We start from the raw sequence: 14,685 nt of genomic DNA on the forward strand, positions 1-14,685 counted from the left end.
TTTACTTTTTAATCACCAAATAATCACCGTATGCTTTATGAGCTTCCACCGCTTTACGGAAGCTATCCCAATCCGACGCTTCATATACACGCTTTTTCAAAGCCAGACGATTATGCAGGACCACCCGGTTTCCTTTTTGTAGAAGCGAGCCTTCAAAATCGGCTCCCGTTCCCTGCATGGTATCCTCCTTTGGCCCATTTATCAGCCTATAGCCTGATGGCAATTGAATGGTTTCATCCAATTCCACCAAACGGGAGCAGGCGTCTTTAAAACCATACTTCCGTTCCTTCATTTCTGTATCAATCCGTAGATAAGAGCGTACCTGATTATAAAGATTATTCATTACCAAAGGCTTGAACAACATTTCCTTCTCCCCTTGCATGGCATAATCCGGAATCTCGTAACGGAAAATGATTTGGATAGGAGCAGCTTGATAATCTTTAGGATTCCTGCCATAATCTACACTCAGCAATCTGGCTTTAGGAGAAACAGCCAGCAATTGTCTTTCCATAGTCGCACGCCACTGGCTCTGAAAACCTCTTGTAAAGATGCTGCGTATATTGCTGTCACTCTGTCCCTCGGCTTGAATGGTAAATGTACCACGCAAAGTACCATTAGCGTCCAAGCGGTTGTCTGCCTTGATGCGTACATAGTGATTTTCCGGAGCAGAAACAGGAGTCAGACAGAGATCGGAACCTTCAGGTACACCGGGCAGATAATTCTGCTGTTGCTCGGCACTACTCCACAACTCACGGCAGAAAGGAACCCATGTGGGGTCTAACGGCATATAAGTTCCATCAGCAAGTTTCACCACAGCTACACAATGATTGAAATGATCCGCAGGAATACTTTCGACACGACTGCCCGCCATCGTCATGGCCGGATAGGCCTCGAACCCCGCCATGCGCAGAAAAGAAACCAAAGTTCCTGCTATATCTTTACACACGCCGCAACGATCCGTATAATTCATTTTAGTATCATGTAACGTATAGCCCTCTCCTTTTCCCATAGAGATACCTGCATAACGGATATTATCCGCTACCCAATGGGTCAGTACAGCTATTTTCTCCATTTCGGTTTTCTTTCCTTTTATCAGTTCGTCCACTTTCTTCTGCGCTTCGGGCAGTGGAGCAAAGCTTCCATAATCCTCATTGACCTTATTGAACCACAAAGACTTGTCTTTCCAATGAGGAGTAGAAGACATCATCAGTTTAGGAGCTGCATCAAACAAATCTACCATATTCGGCTCCCGCCGGAAAGGCATCATGTCCTCCATAGCAAAAGTATAAGCCTTTCGTCCGTCTTCATAACGCATGGACGATGTACATTCTCCTTGATAAAATTGAAATTGCATCTCTTTTTCCATAGGAATACTGACCTTGTACACTTTACGCACGGTAGGCTCACTGCTCCAAAATGGAACAATGTCATAGAACTGGCCACGCATGGGAGGTATAAACCGGGAATCATCCTCAGGAACAGCTCCCAGCAAAGCGTATGTAAATCCCTTTTTCGCTATTTCATAATCTATGACATCACCGGGGTTCAAAGCCCCCACTTCTATCATAATCTGTCGTGCTCCCCAATAAATAGCACGGGCCGGAGCCGCATAGTCACAGGTCTTCTTCACATCCACCTCTTCAATCTGCCCGTCAGCATGATATATCGTCACACGTTTAAACTCGGCATGGGCCGTCAACGGATCATAATCATATTTAATCACCCGGTTAGCTACTGCTCCTTTAGGAGTCTGCACCTTGATAACCTTACATACGGCAAATGATCCCTGCCCTGTCGGTTGTACTGACACCGATGTACTGTCCAGCAACGCCACACAGTCAAACTTGGCATACGATTCTCCTTTCGCAGCTTCCTCATAAAGTTTCCAGCCCTGCCCGTAAGTTGTGACCGAAGTGAGAAGAAAGCAAGCCAATGTTGCATAAAGTTGTTTTCTCATGTTTCTCATCTATTTTGTTTTAACCTAACAAATGTAGGCAATAATCTTCTATTTCACATCTATTTTATAGAAAAACTCCTGTTCTTATGCAGTCTTTTATTCTCCCCTGTATCTTTATATAATAACATGACAAAAGAAAAATGAATGACGCAGAACTAATAGAAGGATGTAAAGCCGGAAAGAGGGAAGCTTTGGAAACCATATACAGACTCTTCTCCCGCCAAATGTATGGAGTGTGCTGTCGCTATGTAGGCGAAGAATCGGCCTTGGACGTCATGCATGATGGATTCATCAAAGTATTTTCCGCCATCGACCAACTACATGCCACCGACCTGCATGGATTCAAATCCTGGGTCACCCGTATCATGGTAACTACCTCCTTGCATCATCTCCGTAAACAGAAAACCTGCTTTTTCCTTTCTGTAGATGATCTGGAAGAAGACATGCAGCCTGTGGACGAAGAAGATATGATTTCGATTCCTATTGAAACCTTGATGAAATTCATAGCTGAATTACCGGCAGGCTATCGCACCATACTGAACTTGGCCGTATTCGAAGGAATGCCTCATAAGGAGATTGCGAAGACATTAGGCATTAACGAACATTCATCCTCCTCACAACTGCACCGCGCCAAATGTGTACTTGCTCAAAAAATTAAAGAATACTTAACTCGACAATCATTATGAAACAGGAAGAAGAACCGTGGATAGACCACTTGAAACAACGGGTTAACGAATACGAAAAGCCCCTCCCCGAAAATGATTGGAATCATTTTCAAACGGAATATTTCACCCCCTATTTACATAAGAAAAAAAGGATAAGAACGATGCGTATAGCAGCCGTTCTCCTCTTGCTGTTTATACCTTTTGCCACCACTTTTTATTTTTTACAGACAGAAAAGCACAAAGTAGCCTCGCCCGTCGTATCCTTACCGGCACACCAGCCAAGAAGCATTACAGGCAATCCTTCCATTATGCCTGAAAACAAACTATTACCGGACAGGCCCCAATCAAAGACAACTTCCTTGACAAAACCACCAATCCAAACAAGTATCAATACCGATACGGCAAATAATATAGGAATAGAATGCACTCTCCCGGCACAAGATACAATCCGGAACACAGAATCTGTACACAAGAGCCCCTCCGGACATAACCACTTTGCATTACCGCATAAACGTTCCGAATATACTTTGGCACTTGCCATATCTGCCGGCAATAACGGAACAAGCACCGGCTTCATAAACAAAACTTTTTCCCGGGGAGACATAGGAAGTTCTCATAAGGATGAAATTATGTATTGGAATGACTTCAAAAACTATTTGCAGGAATATCCCTCGGACTTTCCCGATGCACAAGCTTACGGAGCTCTGCTACAAATAGCAAATGACAACACAGGACGCCCCATGACAGAATATACCCATTATAATCTCCCCGTCAGTTTTGCGCTTTCGTTCCGTAAATCCATAAGCAGGCATTGGGGAGTCAGTGCAGGTCTGCAATATACCTATCTGTCGTCCGAAAGTTCCATAGGAGAAGATTCCAAGTGGGTTAAACGACAAAAGTTCCACTACATAGGCTTGTCTGTGAAACTAGACCGCCGGCTTTATACCACCCGTACCTTTTCCTTTTATACCACAGGAGGAGGCACGATAGACAAATCCGTATCGGGTAAACTGGAACAAGATTTCATCGTTCAGAAAGAAAAAATCTATTCCAGTACAGAGAGTCTGAAAATAAAACCGCTCCAATTCTCCATACACGCCGCATTGGGAATACAATATAATATAAATCCTACCCTAGGGGCTTTTATAGAACCCGGAGCAGCTTTTTATTTCAAGGACGGCAGCTTTAAAAACACAATACGTGACGAGTACCCGTTCCATTTCAACCTACAGTTGGGAGTGCGCTGGAATTATTAAGGAAACTTCATGCAGTCTTTTGTCCATCCTTGTATCTATAGGATAAAAAGACAGCCATGCAAAAAAGACATCAAGACAGACAATGTTATTTTAACGAACTAGCAAACACATCACGCAGTTTCTATATAGACTATGTAAAGCAATTTATCTCCCTCAGCTCTTCTACCCACATACTGGAAATAGGTTGCGGAGAAGGAGGTAACCTGCTCCCCTTTGCCGAACTAGACTGCAAGGTAACAGGCATAGACCGTGCAGCCAGCCGCATACACCAGGCACAATCCTTCTTCGCCGCCTCCGGCTACAAAGGAGAATTCAGGACGATGGATTTCTTCAACTTCTCTTCAGTTTCCCGTTACCAGCTCATCCTGATACACGATGTCATTGAACACATCAGTAACAAAGAAGAATTCTTCCGTTGCCTCTCTCCTCTTCTAGCTAAGGGAGGCATCATATTCTGGGGATTCCCGTCTTGGCAAATGCCATTTGGCGGACATCAGCAAATTTGTCACAACCGGTTCGTCTCCTCTCTTCCTTTCATCCATTTATGTCCCGGTATATTCTATCGGTTTCTGCTCAGATGTTTCCATGAAACACCATCATGTATCGAAGAATTATCAGACATCAAACGCTGCCGCATGACCATAGACGCCTTTGAACAACTTGCTGAAAAGTATGGATACGAAATAATCGACAGACAATTATGGTTCATCAACCCACACTACCAACAGAAGTTCCATCTGCGGCCACGAAAATTATATCCTGTACTGGCACAGTTAAAACACATCAGAAATTACTTCAGCACCTCCTGTTTCTATATAACACGCCACCGTGATCTTCATCCTTAAGGCAACCAATTTATACTATTTTCATGTTTATATCAATAGTTTGTTTCTCTTTTATCAAGAATTGGACTACCTTTGTAATCCAAATTTAATGTATTGACTTTATGCCGACATTTTTCATCATTCTTATCTTTACATACCTTGGAGGAAATGCCTACATATTTTACAGAGGTTTGCAAACATTATCCGGCTTTCCATACGGAATCAAGATTTTATTGACTGTTTTATTCTGGCTAGCTGCACTGTCCTTTTTCGGAACGATGCTAAGTCGCAATGTGAAGATACCGTTTTACTTATCCCACACAATGTATGAGGTCGGGACAGGCTGGCTGATATTCACTTTATATATGGTCTTGTTTTTACTTTTCTTTGATTTATTGAAACTGTGCTCTATTTCTTTCAACCAGAATTTCATGACTTCTTTACTGGCCACATTCGTCTTGTTGGGATATGGATACTATAATTATCGCCATCCCAAGATAAATACTGTCAACATCACGCTCACCAAACCGCTGACCGATAATCGGCGTCCTATAAAAATAGTTGCAGTGAGCGATATACATTTGGGCAACGGCACAGGAAAAACGTCTTTGAAGCAATATGTGAAAATGATTAACGAACAGAATCCGGACTTAATCCTAATTGGAGGCGATTTAATTGATAACAGCGTAATACCTCTTTATGCTGAAAACATGGCTGAAGAACTAACGGAATTAAAAGCACCACTGGGAATCTACATGGTCCCCGGAAACCATGAATATATCAGCGGGATAGACAAAAGTATCCAATTTATACAAAATACTCCTATACAACTACTGCGCGACTCGGTTGTCACACTTCCCTGCGGCATACAACTGATAGGACGTGACGACCGTAGCAATGCCAGACGACTTCCATTACAAAAGTTAATGGCCCGTATAGATAAAAGCAAACCGGTTATTCTGTTGGACCATCAGCCTTACCAACTGGCAGAGAGTCAGGCAGCCGGTATCGACTTACAGTTCAGCGGACACACCCACCATGGACAGGTTTGGCCCATGAATTGGGTAACAAACCATCTTTATGAACAAAGTCACGGCTATCGCCAATGGGAAAACAGCCATATATATGTTTCCAGCGGATTATCTTTATGGGGACCTCCTTTCAGAATAGGAACCGAGAGTGAGATGGTAGTATTACAACTTCATTAAAAAGCCTGCAACCTTTCTATTATTGACATTTTGAAGCATTCCTGCTCATTACCCGTTATCTAAGCTTTTTCTTCCATTACATTAAGCTCTTTCTTCCAGCCACCTAATACAGACTCCGACAGTGGACTATACAGACGCTTATAATAGACTGTATAGTCCATTCGAAGCGACTGTATAGTCCACTGTCGGAGTCTGTACTACATAACCGTAAAAATCTCCTTAATCATCAGCCCAAAAAGGCTTAGGAAAGCGTGTATAAAGCTTTAGGACCAAGCAGAGCGAACTTTATGCTGCCTGGATTGAAGAAGAACAAATCCTATCAAGAAAAATCCCACAATGGATATAAACGGAAAAACAAGCATAGGCCTGTCACCCCAAAAAAGAAAATGTAAGGAGTGGAAGAAAAAAACAGAGCAAATCTTTCTTTCAGGAAGAAGCTTTAAAAAACGGTCTATATCATATATAAAAAAAGAAGGGTATCTATCCCAGACACCCAATCTTCATTAACCTTAAATCTAATACCATGAAAAACACAGTGCAAAGATAAGGAGTTTTATGTTATCAAACATAATAAGACTACAACTATTCGCTTCTGATTAACATCATTTAAACTTTAATGATGCTTTTGCAGATTCAAATCCTGTAAAAACGCCATTGTACTATATAATATATAAATAAATCGAATTATTCCACATACAGCACCAGCCCTTTCAAATACTCTCCTTCAGGATGGTAAATATTTACGGGATGATCTCCCGGCTGAGTCAATTGATGCAGAATACGTACACTACGTCCGCTTTGTGCCGCAGCTGTAAATACCGCATTGCGGAAATTCATCTTATCTACCACCTGCGAGCAAGAGAAAGTAAACAGAATACCTCCCGGTTTGATTTTCTCAAATGCTTTAGCGTTTAGTTTCGTATAGCCACGCAATGCATTGCGGAGAGCATCCTTGTGTTTGGCAAATGCAGGAGGGTCAAGAATTATCAAATCATATTGATCTCCCATACGATCCAGGTATTTAAAAGCATCCTCAGCATACGCCTTATGACGGGTATCACCCGGAAAATTTAATTCCACGTTCATATTGGTAAGATCAATAGCTTTTGCCGAACTGTCTACCGAATGCACCAGATTCGCGCCTCCACGCATGGCATAAAAAGAGAATCCTCCTGTATAACAGAACATATTCAATACATTACGCCCTTTGGCATAACGTTCCAACAAATGACGGTTCTCACGCTGATCCACAAAGAAACCCGTTTTCTGTCCTTTCAGCCAATCTACATGGAATTTCAATCCGTATTCCATCGCTATGTTTTCGGGACTTCCTCCTTTGATGAAACCGTTCTCCGGTCCCAAGTCTGCCTTGAAAGGCAACGTAGTTTCTGATTTATAATAAATGTTCCGGACTACATCCCCCATCACTTCAGACAAGGCATCGGCTATCTCCATACGGTAAACGTGCATTCCGGCCGAATGTGCCTGCATCACGGCTGTATGATCGTATACATCAATAATCAAACCCGGCAAGTTATCCCCTTCGCCATGAACCAGACGGTAAGTGTTATTTGCAAGATTACCAGCCAAACCCAAACTGCGACGCAAATCATAGGCCACTTCCAGTTTATGCTTCCAGAATTCATGATCAATCTCACCTTCCTTAAAAGAGAGCACGCGCACGGCAATACTTCCTATCTGGAAATGCCCGCAAGCTATAAATTCTTTCTTTGAAGTGTACACATCCACTATCTCGCCTTCTTCGGGTTCTCCCTCGATGCGCTGGATAGCTCCGGAGAATACCCACGGATGGAAACGCTTTAACGACTCTTCCTTACCCGGTTTCAGGTATACTTTTTTATAAGCCATTTGTATTTACTGTTGTTTCTATTGGTTCTTCCTCTTTTATCTCATAATCACCCGTACGTTCCAATTCCGTCAGGCAATTGTAAATTTCCACACAAGCCCACGCATCTGTGGCTGCATATAGTTTTTGTCCCTCGCTAAGCACATCCGCCTCCCAATTGGAAAGACGCTGGCTTTTTGAAATCTTCTGATCAAACAGATTGGCGAAAATTTTTTGCAGACTCCGGTCAGCTATGCCGAATCGTCCTACATAGTCCTGCAACTCTATCCAGTTACCCCGGTCGGGATGCACATTCTCACGTTTCCTCAACGAATTAAAATCGTCTTTCAGCGACAAACCTATCTTCAAGGTATCGCTCATCAAAAACTCTTGCAGAGAATCAGGCATACCTATCCGGTTCAGACGGAACAAGAAACAGGTATCTTGCGTAGATATTTGCAACAAAGCCACTTTATGGGTAGTACCTCGCTTGAAAGACGGACGTGTTTCCGTATCCACCCCCACTATGCGCTGATCTTTCAGGTAGGCTACTGCTTTCTCGGCCTCGCTCTCAGTATAAATTACAAAGATACGTCCGGGAAAAAGCACCTTGGGCATTGCTGCTATCTCGGCTTTAGTAATCGTTTTTTTTATTTGTTTCATAATAATGAATTCTCATCTTCCATTTCTTCCTCCTCGTCATCATCGGCAGGAGTATACTTTACATCGTGTAAGGCACGCATGGTGTTTACCAAACGCTGCCCCCAGAATTCCCTGAAATGTTCCTTACAGACTACTAACGAATCATTCATCGTTTCGTTCAGTCCCAGTTGGAATACGCCGATAAAGTCCTTCAAATCCTGATAGATATCTGCCAAATCTTCTGAAATACATTTCTTGATGGGCGTGTCACTGTATGCCATATCCGGCAAGAACACTTCCAGATAATCGTCCTTCGCCCCCAACACACCGGCCACAGTCCTACGTATCAGTTCATAATCTTCTTCTGTAACGAAGATTTCAGGTTCATCCTCTCCTATCGGTTCACATGGAGGCAACAAAGTCGCTTTCAAATAAAGCAACGGAAGTATTTTTAAGGCAGTATCTACAAAATCATAGCGTTTCATATCACGGGCACGTTCCAGAAAACCACAATATTCGGCGGCCACCGTCACAAATTCTACTGTATTTTTGTCAAATATCACCTGACTGTACTTTTCCATAAACATTAAAATTGAATCGCAAAGTTAAGAAAAAAGAGATTAAATAAGGCAATAATTAATGTTTTTCATGTACATTTGCGAAATAATAAATAGAATGAAGACGTATGGCAAAGAAAAAATCAGATAAGGAGACAGAGCCTAAAAAGGTATCAACCAAACGATTCTCCGCTTTTTTTAAGAATGAAACAACGCATTTTGTAATCGGATTGATTAGTGTTATTTTTGCTGTTTATCTGTTGCTGGCATTTACCTCTTTCTTCTTTACAGGAGCAGCGGACCAAAGTATTTTGGACAACCAGCAGCCGGGTGAACTGATGCAGACCACCAACCATGTAAAGAACTATGCCGGAGCACGCGGCGCACAGCTTGCCGAATTCCTTATAAATGAATGTTTCGGACTAGCAGCTTACTTTATCATTTTGTTCCTGGCAGTAGTGGGTATGAAATTAATGAAAGCCTATCAGTTCCGCATCTGGAAATGGTTCATGTCCTGTTCCATCCTGCTCATCTGGTTCTCCATCACACTGGGTTTTATTTTTGACGGCACTTTCGGAAATAGTTTCATCTATCCGGGCGGACTGCACGGATACAATGTAAGCAACTGGCTGATTTCACAAGTAGGTATACCTGGCTTGGGATTGTTATTGTTCATCACAGCACTGTTGTTCTTTGTATATTTAAGCAATGAAACCATACAAATTATACGCAAGGCTTTGCACCCTAATTTCAAACGGAAGAAAAAAGGAGAGCAAGCTTCTTCTGCAACTGAAGAAAGTCCGGTCAAAGAAACTCCCCGAAAGGAAGAGAACAAGAAGGAATTCTCCAATCCCAGACCTGCCATTGTAGATTTCGAACTGGAACAGCCGGAAAAGATAAAGGAAGAAGTGGAAGACCAGGTCCCTTTCCCTTTTGAGAACAACCAGGTTGCTGGACCGGAAATGGAACAGGAGCCTGCCTATGTGACTGAAGAAGAGGAAGTAGAAGATACGGATGAACCTGATTTTTCAATCAGTGAAGAAACAAATGAGGAAGACGAGGCATACAAAGGTCCCGTACTTTCACCATACAATCACCGTCTGGATTTGGAAAACTATAAATTCCCTAGTTTGGATTTGCTAAATGAATACGAAGATGATGGTCCCAATATTGACATGGAAGAGCAAAATGCCAACAAAGACCGCATCATCAAAGTTTTACGCAGTTTCGGAATCGAAATCAGCTCTATCAAGGCAAGTGTAGGTCCTACCATCACATTATACGAAATCACTCCGGCAGAAGGAGTTCGTATCTCGAAAATCAGAAATTTGGAGGATGATATCGCATTAAGTTTGTCGGCACTAGGGATCCGTATCATCGCCCCGATACCGGGTAAAGGTACTATCGGTATTGAAGTTCCGAATGCCAACCCACGTATCGTACCGATGAAGTCTATCCTGAATAGTAAAAAGTTCCAGGAAACCACCTACGAACTGCCTGTGGCATTAGGTAAGACTATTACCAACGAAGTCTTTATGGTGGACTTGGCAAAGGCTCCCCACATGTTGGTAGCCGGTGCTACCGGACAAGGTAAGTCCGTGGGATTGAATGCCATCGTGACCTCTTTATTATATAAGAAGCATCCGGCAGAACTTAAGTTTGTAATTGTAGACCCCAAGAAGGTGGAGTTCGCTATCTATGCTCCGATTGAGAAGCATTTTCTGGCTAAACTGCCGGATGGAGAAGACGCAATTATCACCGATGTTACCAAAGTGGTACAAACCTTGAACTCATTATGTATAGAGATGGACAGCCGATATGATTTGCTGCGTAAAGCCGGTTGCCGTAATATTAAGGAATATAACGCGAAATTCATCAACCGACAGTTGAATCCGGAAAAAGGCCATCGCTTCATGCCTTATATAGTGATTATCATTGATGAGTTCGGTGACCTGATTATGACTGCGGGTAAGGAAGTGGAATTACCTATTTGCCGTATCGCCCAGTTGGCACGTGCAGTAGGCATACATGCCATTATCGCGACCCAGCGTCCGACAACGAACATTATTACCGGTACTATCAAAGCTAACTTCCCGGCACGTGTTGCCTTCCGTGTAGCTGCCATGATGGACTCACGTACTATTCTGGACCGTTCGGGAGCACAACAACTGATTGGTAAGGGAGATATGCTTTACTTGCAAGGTAATGATCCGGTACGTGTGCAATGTGCATTCGTGGATACTCCTGAAGTGGAGAAAATAGCCAATTACATCAGTAAACAACAAGGATACACCACCGCATTCATGTTGCCCGAATACGTAGGCGAAGAGAGTGAAAGCAGTGTAGGGGAAGTGGACATGAACCGATTGGACCCTATGTTTGAAGACGCAGCCAGACTGGTAGTGATTCATCAGCAAGGCTCTACTTCGCTAATCCAGCGCAAGTTCTCTATCGGTTACAACCGTGCGGGACGTATCATGGACCAACTGGAAAAAGCAGGAATTGTTGGCCCCACTCAAGGAAGCAAGGCGCGTGACGTACTCTGCATGGATGAAACAGACCTAGAAATGAAATTGAACAATCTACAACAATAAGTTGTTTAATAATGTTATGATAAAAATGAAAAGAACATATTTACTGGTATTAATCCTTTTCCTTTCGGTCAGCCTGTCCGCACAAAAGGACAAACAGGCACGGGAGATATTGGACAAAACCGCCAATGCCCTGCAACAGGCCGGAGGCATCCGTGCCACCTTTGGGGGGACAGGCAATGGAACCTTATTGCTAAAAGGCAACCAGTTCTATCTGAACAGTGGCGGAATACAAAGCTGGTTTGACGGAAAAACGCAATGGAGTTATCTGGAAAGCAGCGAAGAAGTGAATGTGAGCAATCCTACCCCAGAAGAATTGCAAACCATTAACCCATACGCACTGTTATCCATTTACAAAAACGGATATAATTATAAGTATGCGGGGACAAAAAGCTGTAACGGCAAACAAGGGTTCGAAGTGATACTGACCCCGGAGAATAAACAAGATATCACATCCATCACCTTGTTCGTTTCCCAAACATATCAGCCTTTATATATAAAGGTAGAACAAAATAATAAATCGGCAAACGAGATTATCGTCACTTCTTACCAAACCAACCAGCCGCTGGACAATGCGACATTCAAGTTTGATAAAAAGAAATTCCCAAACGCTGAAGTGATAGACTTACGATAGCAAACAGAGTTCAAGATAGAGAGATAATATAATATTCATCAAATTAAATTAAGTAAAGAAATAAGTATTATGAGTACAGAAAAAGTTAAATGCCTTATCATCGGCTCAGGTCCTGCCGGCTATACCGCAGCCATTTATACAGGACGCGCTAACATCGCTCCGGTCTTATATGAAGGCTTACAGCCCGGAGGCCAGTTGACCATCACTACCGAGGTGGAGAATTTCCCCGGATATCCCGAAGGTATCAGCGGTACCCAGCTAATGGAGGATTTGCGCAAACAAGCAGAACGTTTTGGCGCGGATATCCGCAATGGTATTGCAACTTCCGCCGACCTGAGCAAACGTCCTTACCGCATCACCATTGATGACGAAAAAGTGATTGAGGCAGAAACTGTAATTATATCCACAGGTGCCACCGCCAAATATCTAGGTCTGGAAGACGAACAAAAATATGCCGGAATGGGTGTAAGTGCCTGCGCCACCTGCGACGGTTTCTTCTATCGCAAGAAAACTGTAGCTGTAGTAGGTGGCGGTGACACTGCTTGTGAGGAGGCTGTCTATCTGGCAGGACTGGCCAAACAGGTTTACCTGATTGTACGTAAACCGTTCTTACGCGCATCCAAGATTATGCAAGCACGTGTTATGAACCATCCTAACATCAAGGTACTGTTCGAACACAACGCTGTCGGCTTATACGGAGAGAATGGCGTAGAAGGCGTTCATTTGGTAAAGCGTCAGGGTGAATGCAACGAAGAACGTTATGACTTGCCCATCGACGGATTCTTTCTGGCTATCGGCCATAAGCCCAATTCAGACATTTTCAAGGATTATTTAGACACAGACGAAGTAGGCTACATTATTACAGAAGCAGGTACTCCGCGTACGAAAGTCCCCGGTGTGTTCGCTGCCGGCGATGTGGCCGACCCGCATTATCGACAGGCTATCACTGCTGCTGGAAGTGGCTGCAAAGCTGCCATAGAAGCAGAAAGATACCTATCTGCCAATGACTTATTATAATAAAATAAACTAACCCCACAACAAACACTATGACACATTTTCTAAGGAAGATGGCAGCTGCCTGGATCATTCTAGGCAGCGTGTCGGTGGGCTTTGCACAACAGCAAACGCCTCCCATCCCTACGGACCCTAACGTCCGCATCGGTAAATTGGACAACGGATTAACTTATTACATCCGTCACAACGAACTCCCCGAAAATAGAGCCGATTTCTACATCGCTCAAAAAGTAGGTTCCATTTTGGAAGAAGACAACCAGCGAGGCTTGGCACACTTCTTAGAACACATGTGCTTTAACGGAACTAAAAATTTCCCGGACAAAACCCTCATCCAATATCTGGAAAGCATAGGGGTGAAATTCGGTGAAAACCTGAATGCTTACACTAGCATAGATGAAACAGTATACAATATTTCCAATGTTCCCGTGATACGTGACGGCGTTGTAGATTCTTGTTTGCTAATTTTGCATGACTGGGCCGATGACCTGACACTGGACCCTAAGGAAATAGACAGCGAACGCGGTGTGATTCATGAAGAATGGCGTACTAGCACAAACGCTATGATGCGTATGTACGAAAAAGCCCTCCCTACCCTTTATCCGGGAAGTAAATATGCCTATAGGCTTCCTATCGGCATAATGGAAGTAGTAGACAATTTCCCTTATCAGGCATTACGCGATTATTATGAAAAATGGTATCGTCCGGACCAACAGGGTATTGTCGTAGTAGGCGATATAGATGTAGACAAGATTGAGGCAAAGATAAAGAAGATATTCTCTCCTATTAAAATGCCAGAAAGCCCAGCAGAACGAGAATACTTCCAAGTTCCCGACAATAAGGAAACTATTGTAGCAATAGAAACGGATAAAGAACAGGCAAACCCAGTAGCTTATTTATGCTACAAACATGAAGCAATTCCTAATGAACAAAAGGGAAACATGGATTATCTGGTAGTGAACTACATGAAATCCATGATAGAAAATATGTTGAACGCCCGTCTGAACGAACTGACCCAAACAGCCAATCCTCCTTTCATCTTCGCTCAAGTCAGCGACCAAGAATTTCTGATTTCCAAAACAAAAGATGCCTTTACAGGAATAGTAGCAAGCAAGGAAGACGGAATTGACAGTGCAATAACCGCCATTGTACGTGAAATTGAACGGGCCCACAAATTTGGTTTCACCGCGTCCGAATATGCCCGCGCCAAAGCGGACTATCTGCGTATGCTGGAATCTGCATACAACGAACGCAATAAAGTGAAAAACGGTGCATACGTGGATGAATATGTACGCCACTTCATTGACAACGAACCAATTCCAGGTATTGAAAATGAATACGCCATTATGAATCAGATCGTCCCCAACCTGTCTGTGGAAATGGTAAACAGTCTGATTCCAGCCTTGGTTACCGACAGCAATCTGGTAGTAAACGTATTCTTCCCTGAAAAGGAAGGATTGAAAGTTCCATCCAAGAAAGAAGTTTTGGCTGCTA

12 protein-coding genes are annotated in these 14,685 nt (G+C 43.1%); 8 read left to right on the forward strand and 4 right to left on the reverse strand.

The features are described 5' to 3' along the window. Position 1: 1 nt before the first annotated feature. Positions 2-1,957 carry a DUF3857 domain-containing transglutaminase family protein gene (locus AB5935_RS17285; protein WP_007844435.1) on the reverse strand — a complete coding sequence of 652 codons (1,956 nt, stop codon included), beginning with the start codon at positions 1,955-1,957 and terminating at the stop codon, positions 2-4. Between the two features lie 140 nt (positions 1,958-2,097). Here AB5935_RS17285 and AB5935_RS17290 point away from each other — a divergent pair, with 140 nt between their 5' ends. From AB5935_RS17290 to AB5935_RS17305, 4 genes are all read left to right on the forward strand, one after another. After that, positions 2,098-2,643, forward strand: coding sequence for an RNA polymerase sigma factor (locus AB5935_RS17290; protein WP_008656060.1), 546 nt, complete (start codon positions 2,098-2,100; stop codon positions 2,641-2,643). After that, complete coding sequence (locus AB5935_RS17295; protein WP_008656062.1) at positions 2,640-3,878, forward strand: RNA polymerase; 1,239 nt, start codon at positions 2,640-2,642, stop codon at positions 3,876-3,878. The genes AB5935_RS17290 and AB5935_RS17295 overlap by 4 nt, the downstream gene beginning before the upstream one ends. Before the next feature lie 56 nt (positions 3,879-3,934). After that, positions 3,935-4,723 (forward strand): class I SAM-dependent methyltransferase, encoded by a 789-nt coding sequence (locus AB5935_RS17300; RefSeq protein WP_038609845.1) that lies wholly within the window; start codon positions 3,935-3,937, stop codon positions 4,721-4,723. 101 nt (positions 4,724-4,824) lie between these two features. Beyond that, a complete protein-coding gene (locus AB5935_RS17305; protein WP_038609848.1) occupies positions 4,825-5,910 on the forward strand; it encodes a metallophosphoesterase in 1,086 nt (361 codons plus the stop codon). A 684-nt stretch (positions 5,911-6,594) separates the two neighbouring features. Here the strand turns inward: AB5935_RS17305 and AB5935_RS17310 are convergent. The 3 genes from AB5935_RS17310 to AB5935_RS17320 are packed head-to-tail and all read right to left on the reverse strand — an operon-like array spanning position 6,595 to position 8,979. Next, positions 6,595-7,779 carry a class I SAM-dependent rRNA methyltransferase gene (locus tag AB5935_RS17310; protein ID WP_368327502.1) on the reverse strand — a complete coding sequence of 395 codons (1,185 nt, stop codon included), beginning with the start codon at positions 7,777-7,779 and terminating at the stop codon, positions 6,595-6,597. Continuing rightward, the gene (locus AB5935_RS17315) at positions 7,769-8,419 is read right to left on the reverse strand and encodes a 3'-5' exonuclease (protein ID WP_007844428.1); all 651 of its coding nucleotides are present in this window, start codon (positions 8,417-8,419) and stop codon (positions 7,769-7,771) included. Before AB5935_RS17315 ends, AB5935_RS17310 begins: the two co-directional genes overlap by 11 nt. After that, the gene (locus tag AB5935_RS17320) at positions 8,416-8,979 is read right to left on the reverse strand and encodes a DUF5063 domain-containing protein (RefSeq protein WP_007850342.1); all 564 of its coding nucleotides are present in this window, start codon (positions 8,977-8,979) and stop codon (positions 8,416-8,418) included. Before AB5935_RS17320 ends, AB5935_RS17315 begins: the two co-directional genes overlap by 4 nt. A 104-nt stretch (positions 8,980-9,083) precedes the next feature. Between AB5935_RS17320 and AB5935_RS17325 the strand changes: the two genes are divergently transcribed. The 4 genes from AB5935_RS17325 to AB5935_RS17340 form a co-directional block, all read left to right on the forward strand. Beyond that, complete coding sequence (locus AB5935_RS17325) at positions 9,084-11,549, forward strand: DNA translocase FtsK 4TM domain-containing protein (protein WP_368327503.1); 2,466 nt, start codon at positions 9,084-9,086, stop codon at positions 11,547-11,549. A gap of 16 nt (positions 11,550-11,565) precedes the next feature. After that, positions 11,566-12,180 carry a LolA-like putative outer membrane lipoprotein chaperone gene (locus AB5935_RS17330; protein ID WP_038609854.1) on the forward strand — a complete coding sequence of 205 codons (615 nt, stop codon included), beginning with the start codon at positions 11,566-11,568 and terminating at the stop codon, positions 12,178-12,180. A gap of 69 nt (positions 12,181-12,249) precedes the next feature. Continuing rightward, entirely contained in the window at positions 12,250-13,197 is a 948-nt protein-coding gene (gene trxB / locus AB5935_RS17335; RefSeq protein WP_005839361.1) for a thioredoxin-disulfide reductase, read from the forward strand. Positions 13,198-13,226: 29 nt separating this feature from the next. Further along, positions 13,227-14,685, forward strand: a 1,459-nt coding sequence (locus tag AB5935_RS17340; RefSeq protein WP_368327504.1) for a M16 family metallopeptidase, incomplete at its 3' end; no start/stop codon positions are given.

Origin of the sequence: Phocaeicola sp. RTP21198st1_B8_RTP21198_201120 (genome assembly GCF_040929485.1) — a bacterium.
GTDB classification, from domain to species: domain Bacteria; phylum Bacteroidota; class Bacteroidia; order Bacteroidales; family Bacteroidaceae; genus Phocaeicola; species Phocaeicola dorei.

Bases quoted from the DNA above. Each gene is read 5' to 3' on its own strand.
- AB5935_RS17285 (WP_007844435.1), bottom strand. From the start codon at position 1,957: ATGAGAAAACAACTTTATGCAACATTGGCTTGCTTTCTTCTCACTTCG.
- AB5935_RS17290 (WP_008656060.1), top strand. From the start codon at position 2,098: ATGAATGACGCAGAACTAATAGAAGGATGTAAAGCCGGAAAGAGGGAA.
- AB5935_RS17295 (WP_008656062.1), top strand. From the start codon at position 2,640: ATGAAACAGGAAGAAGAACCGTGGATAGACCACTTGAAACAACGGGTT.
- AB5935_RS17300 (WP_038609845.1), top strand. From the start codon at position 3,935: ATGCAAAAAAGACATCAAGACAGACAATGTTATTTTAACGAACTAGCA.
- AB5935_RS17305 (WP_038609848.1), top strand. From the start codon at position 4,825: ATGCCGACATTTTTCATCATTCTTATCTTTACATACCTTGGAGGAAAT.
- AB5935_RS17310 (WP_368327502.1), bottom strand. From the start codon at position 7,779: ATGGCTTATAAAAAAGTATACCTGAAACCGGGTAAGGAAGAGTCGTTA.
- AB5935_RS17315 (WP_007844428.1), bottom strand. From the start codon at position 8,419: ATGAAACAAATAAAAAAAACGATTACTAAAGCCGAGATAGCAGCAATG.
- AB5935_RS17320 (WP_007850342.1), bottom strand. From the start codon at position 8,979: ATGGAAAAGTACAGTCAGGTGATATTTGACAAAAATACAGTAGAATTT.
- AB5935_RS17325 (WP_368327503.1), top strand. From the start codon at position 9,084: ATGGCAAAGAAAAAATCAGATAAGGAGACAGAGCCTAAAAAGGTATCA.
- AB5935_RS17330 (WP_038609854.1), top strand. From the start codon at position 11,566: ATGATAAAAATGAAAAGAACATATTTACTGGTATTAATCCTTTTCCTT.
- trxB (WP_005839361.1), top strand. From the start codon at position 12,250: ATGAGTACAGAAAAAGTTAAATGCCTTATCATCGGCTCAGGTCCTGCC.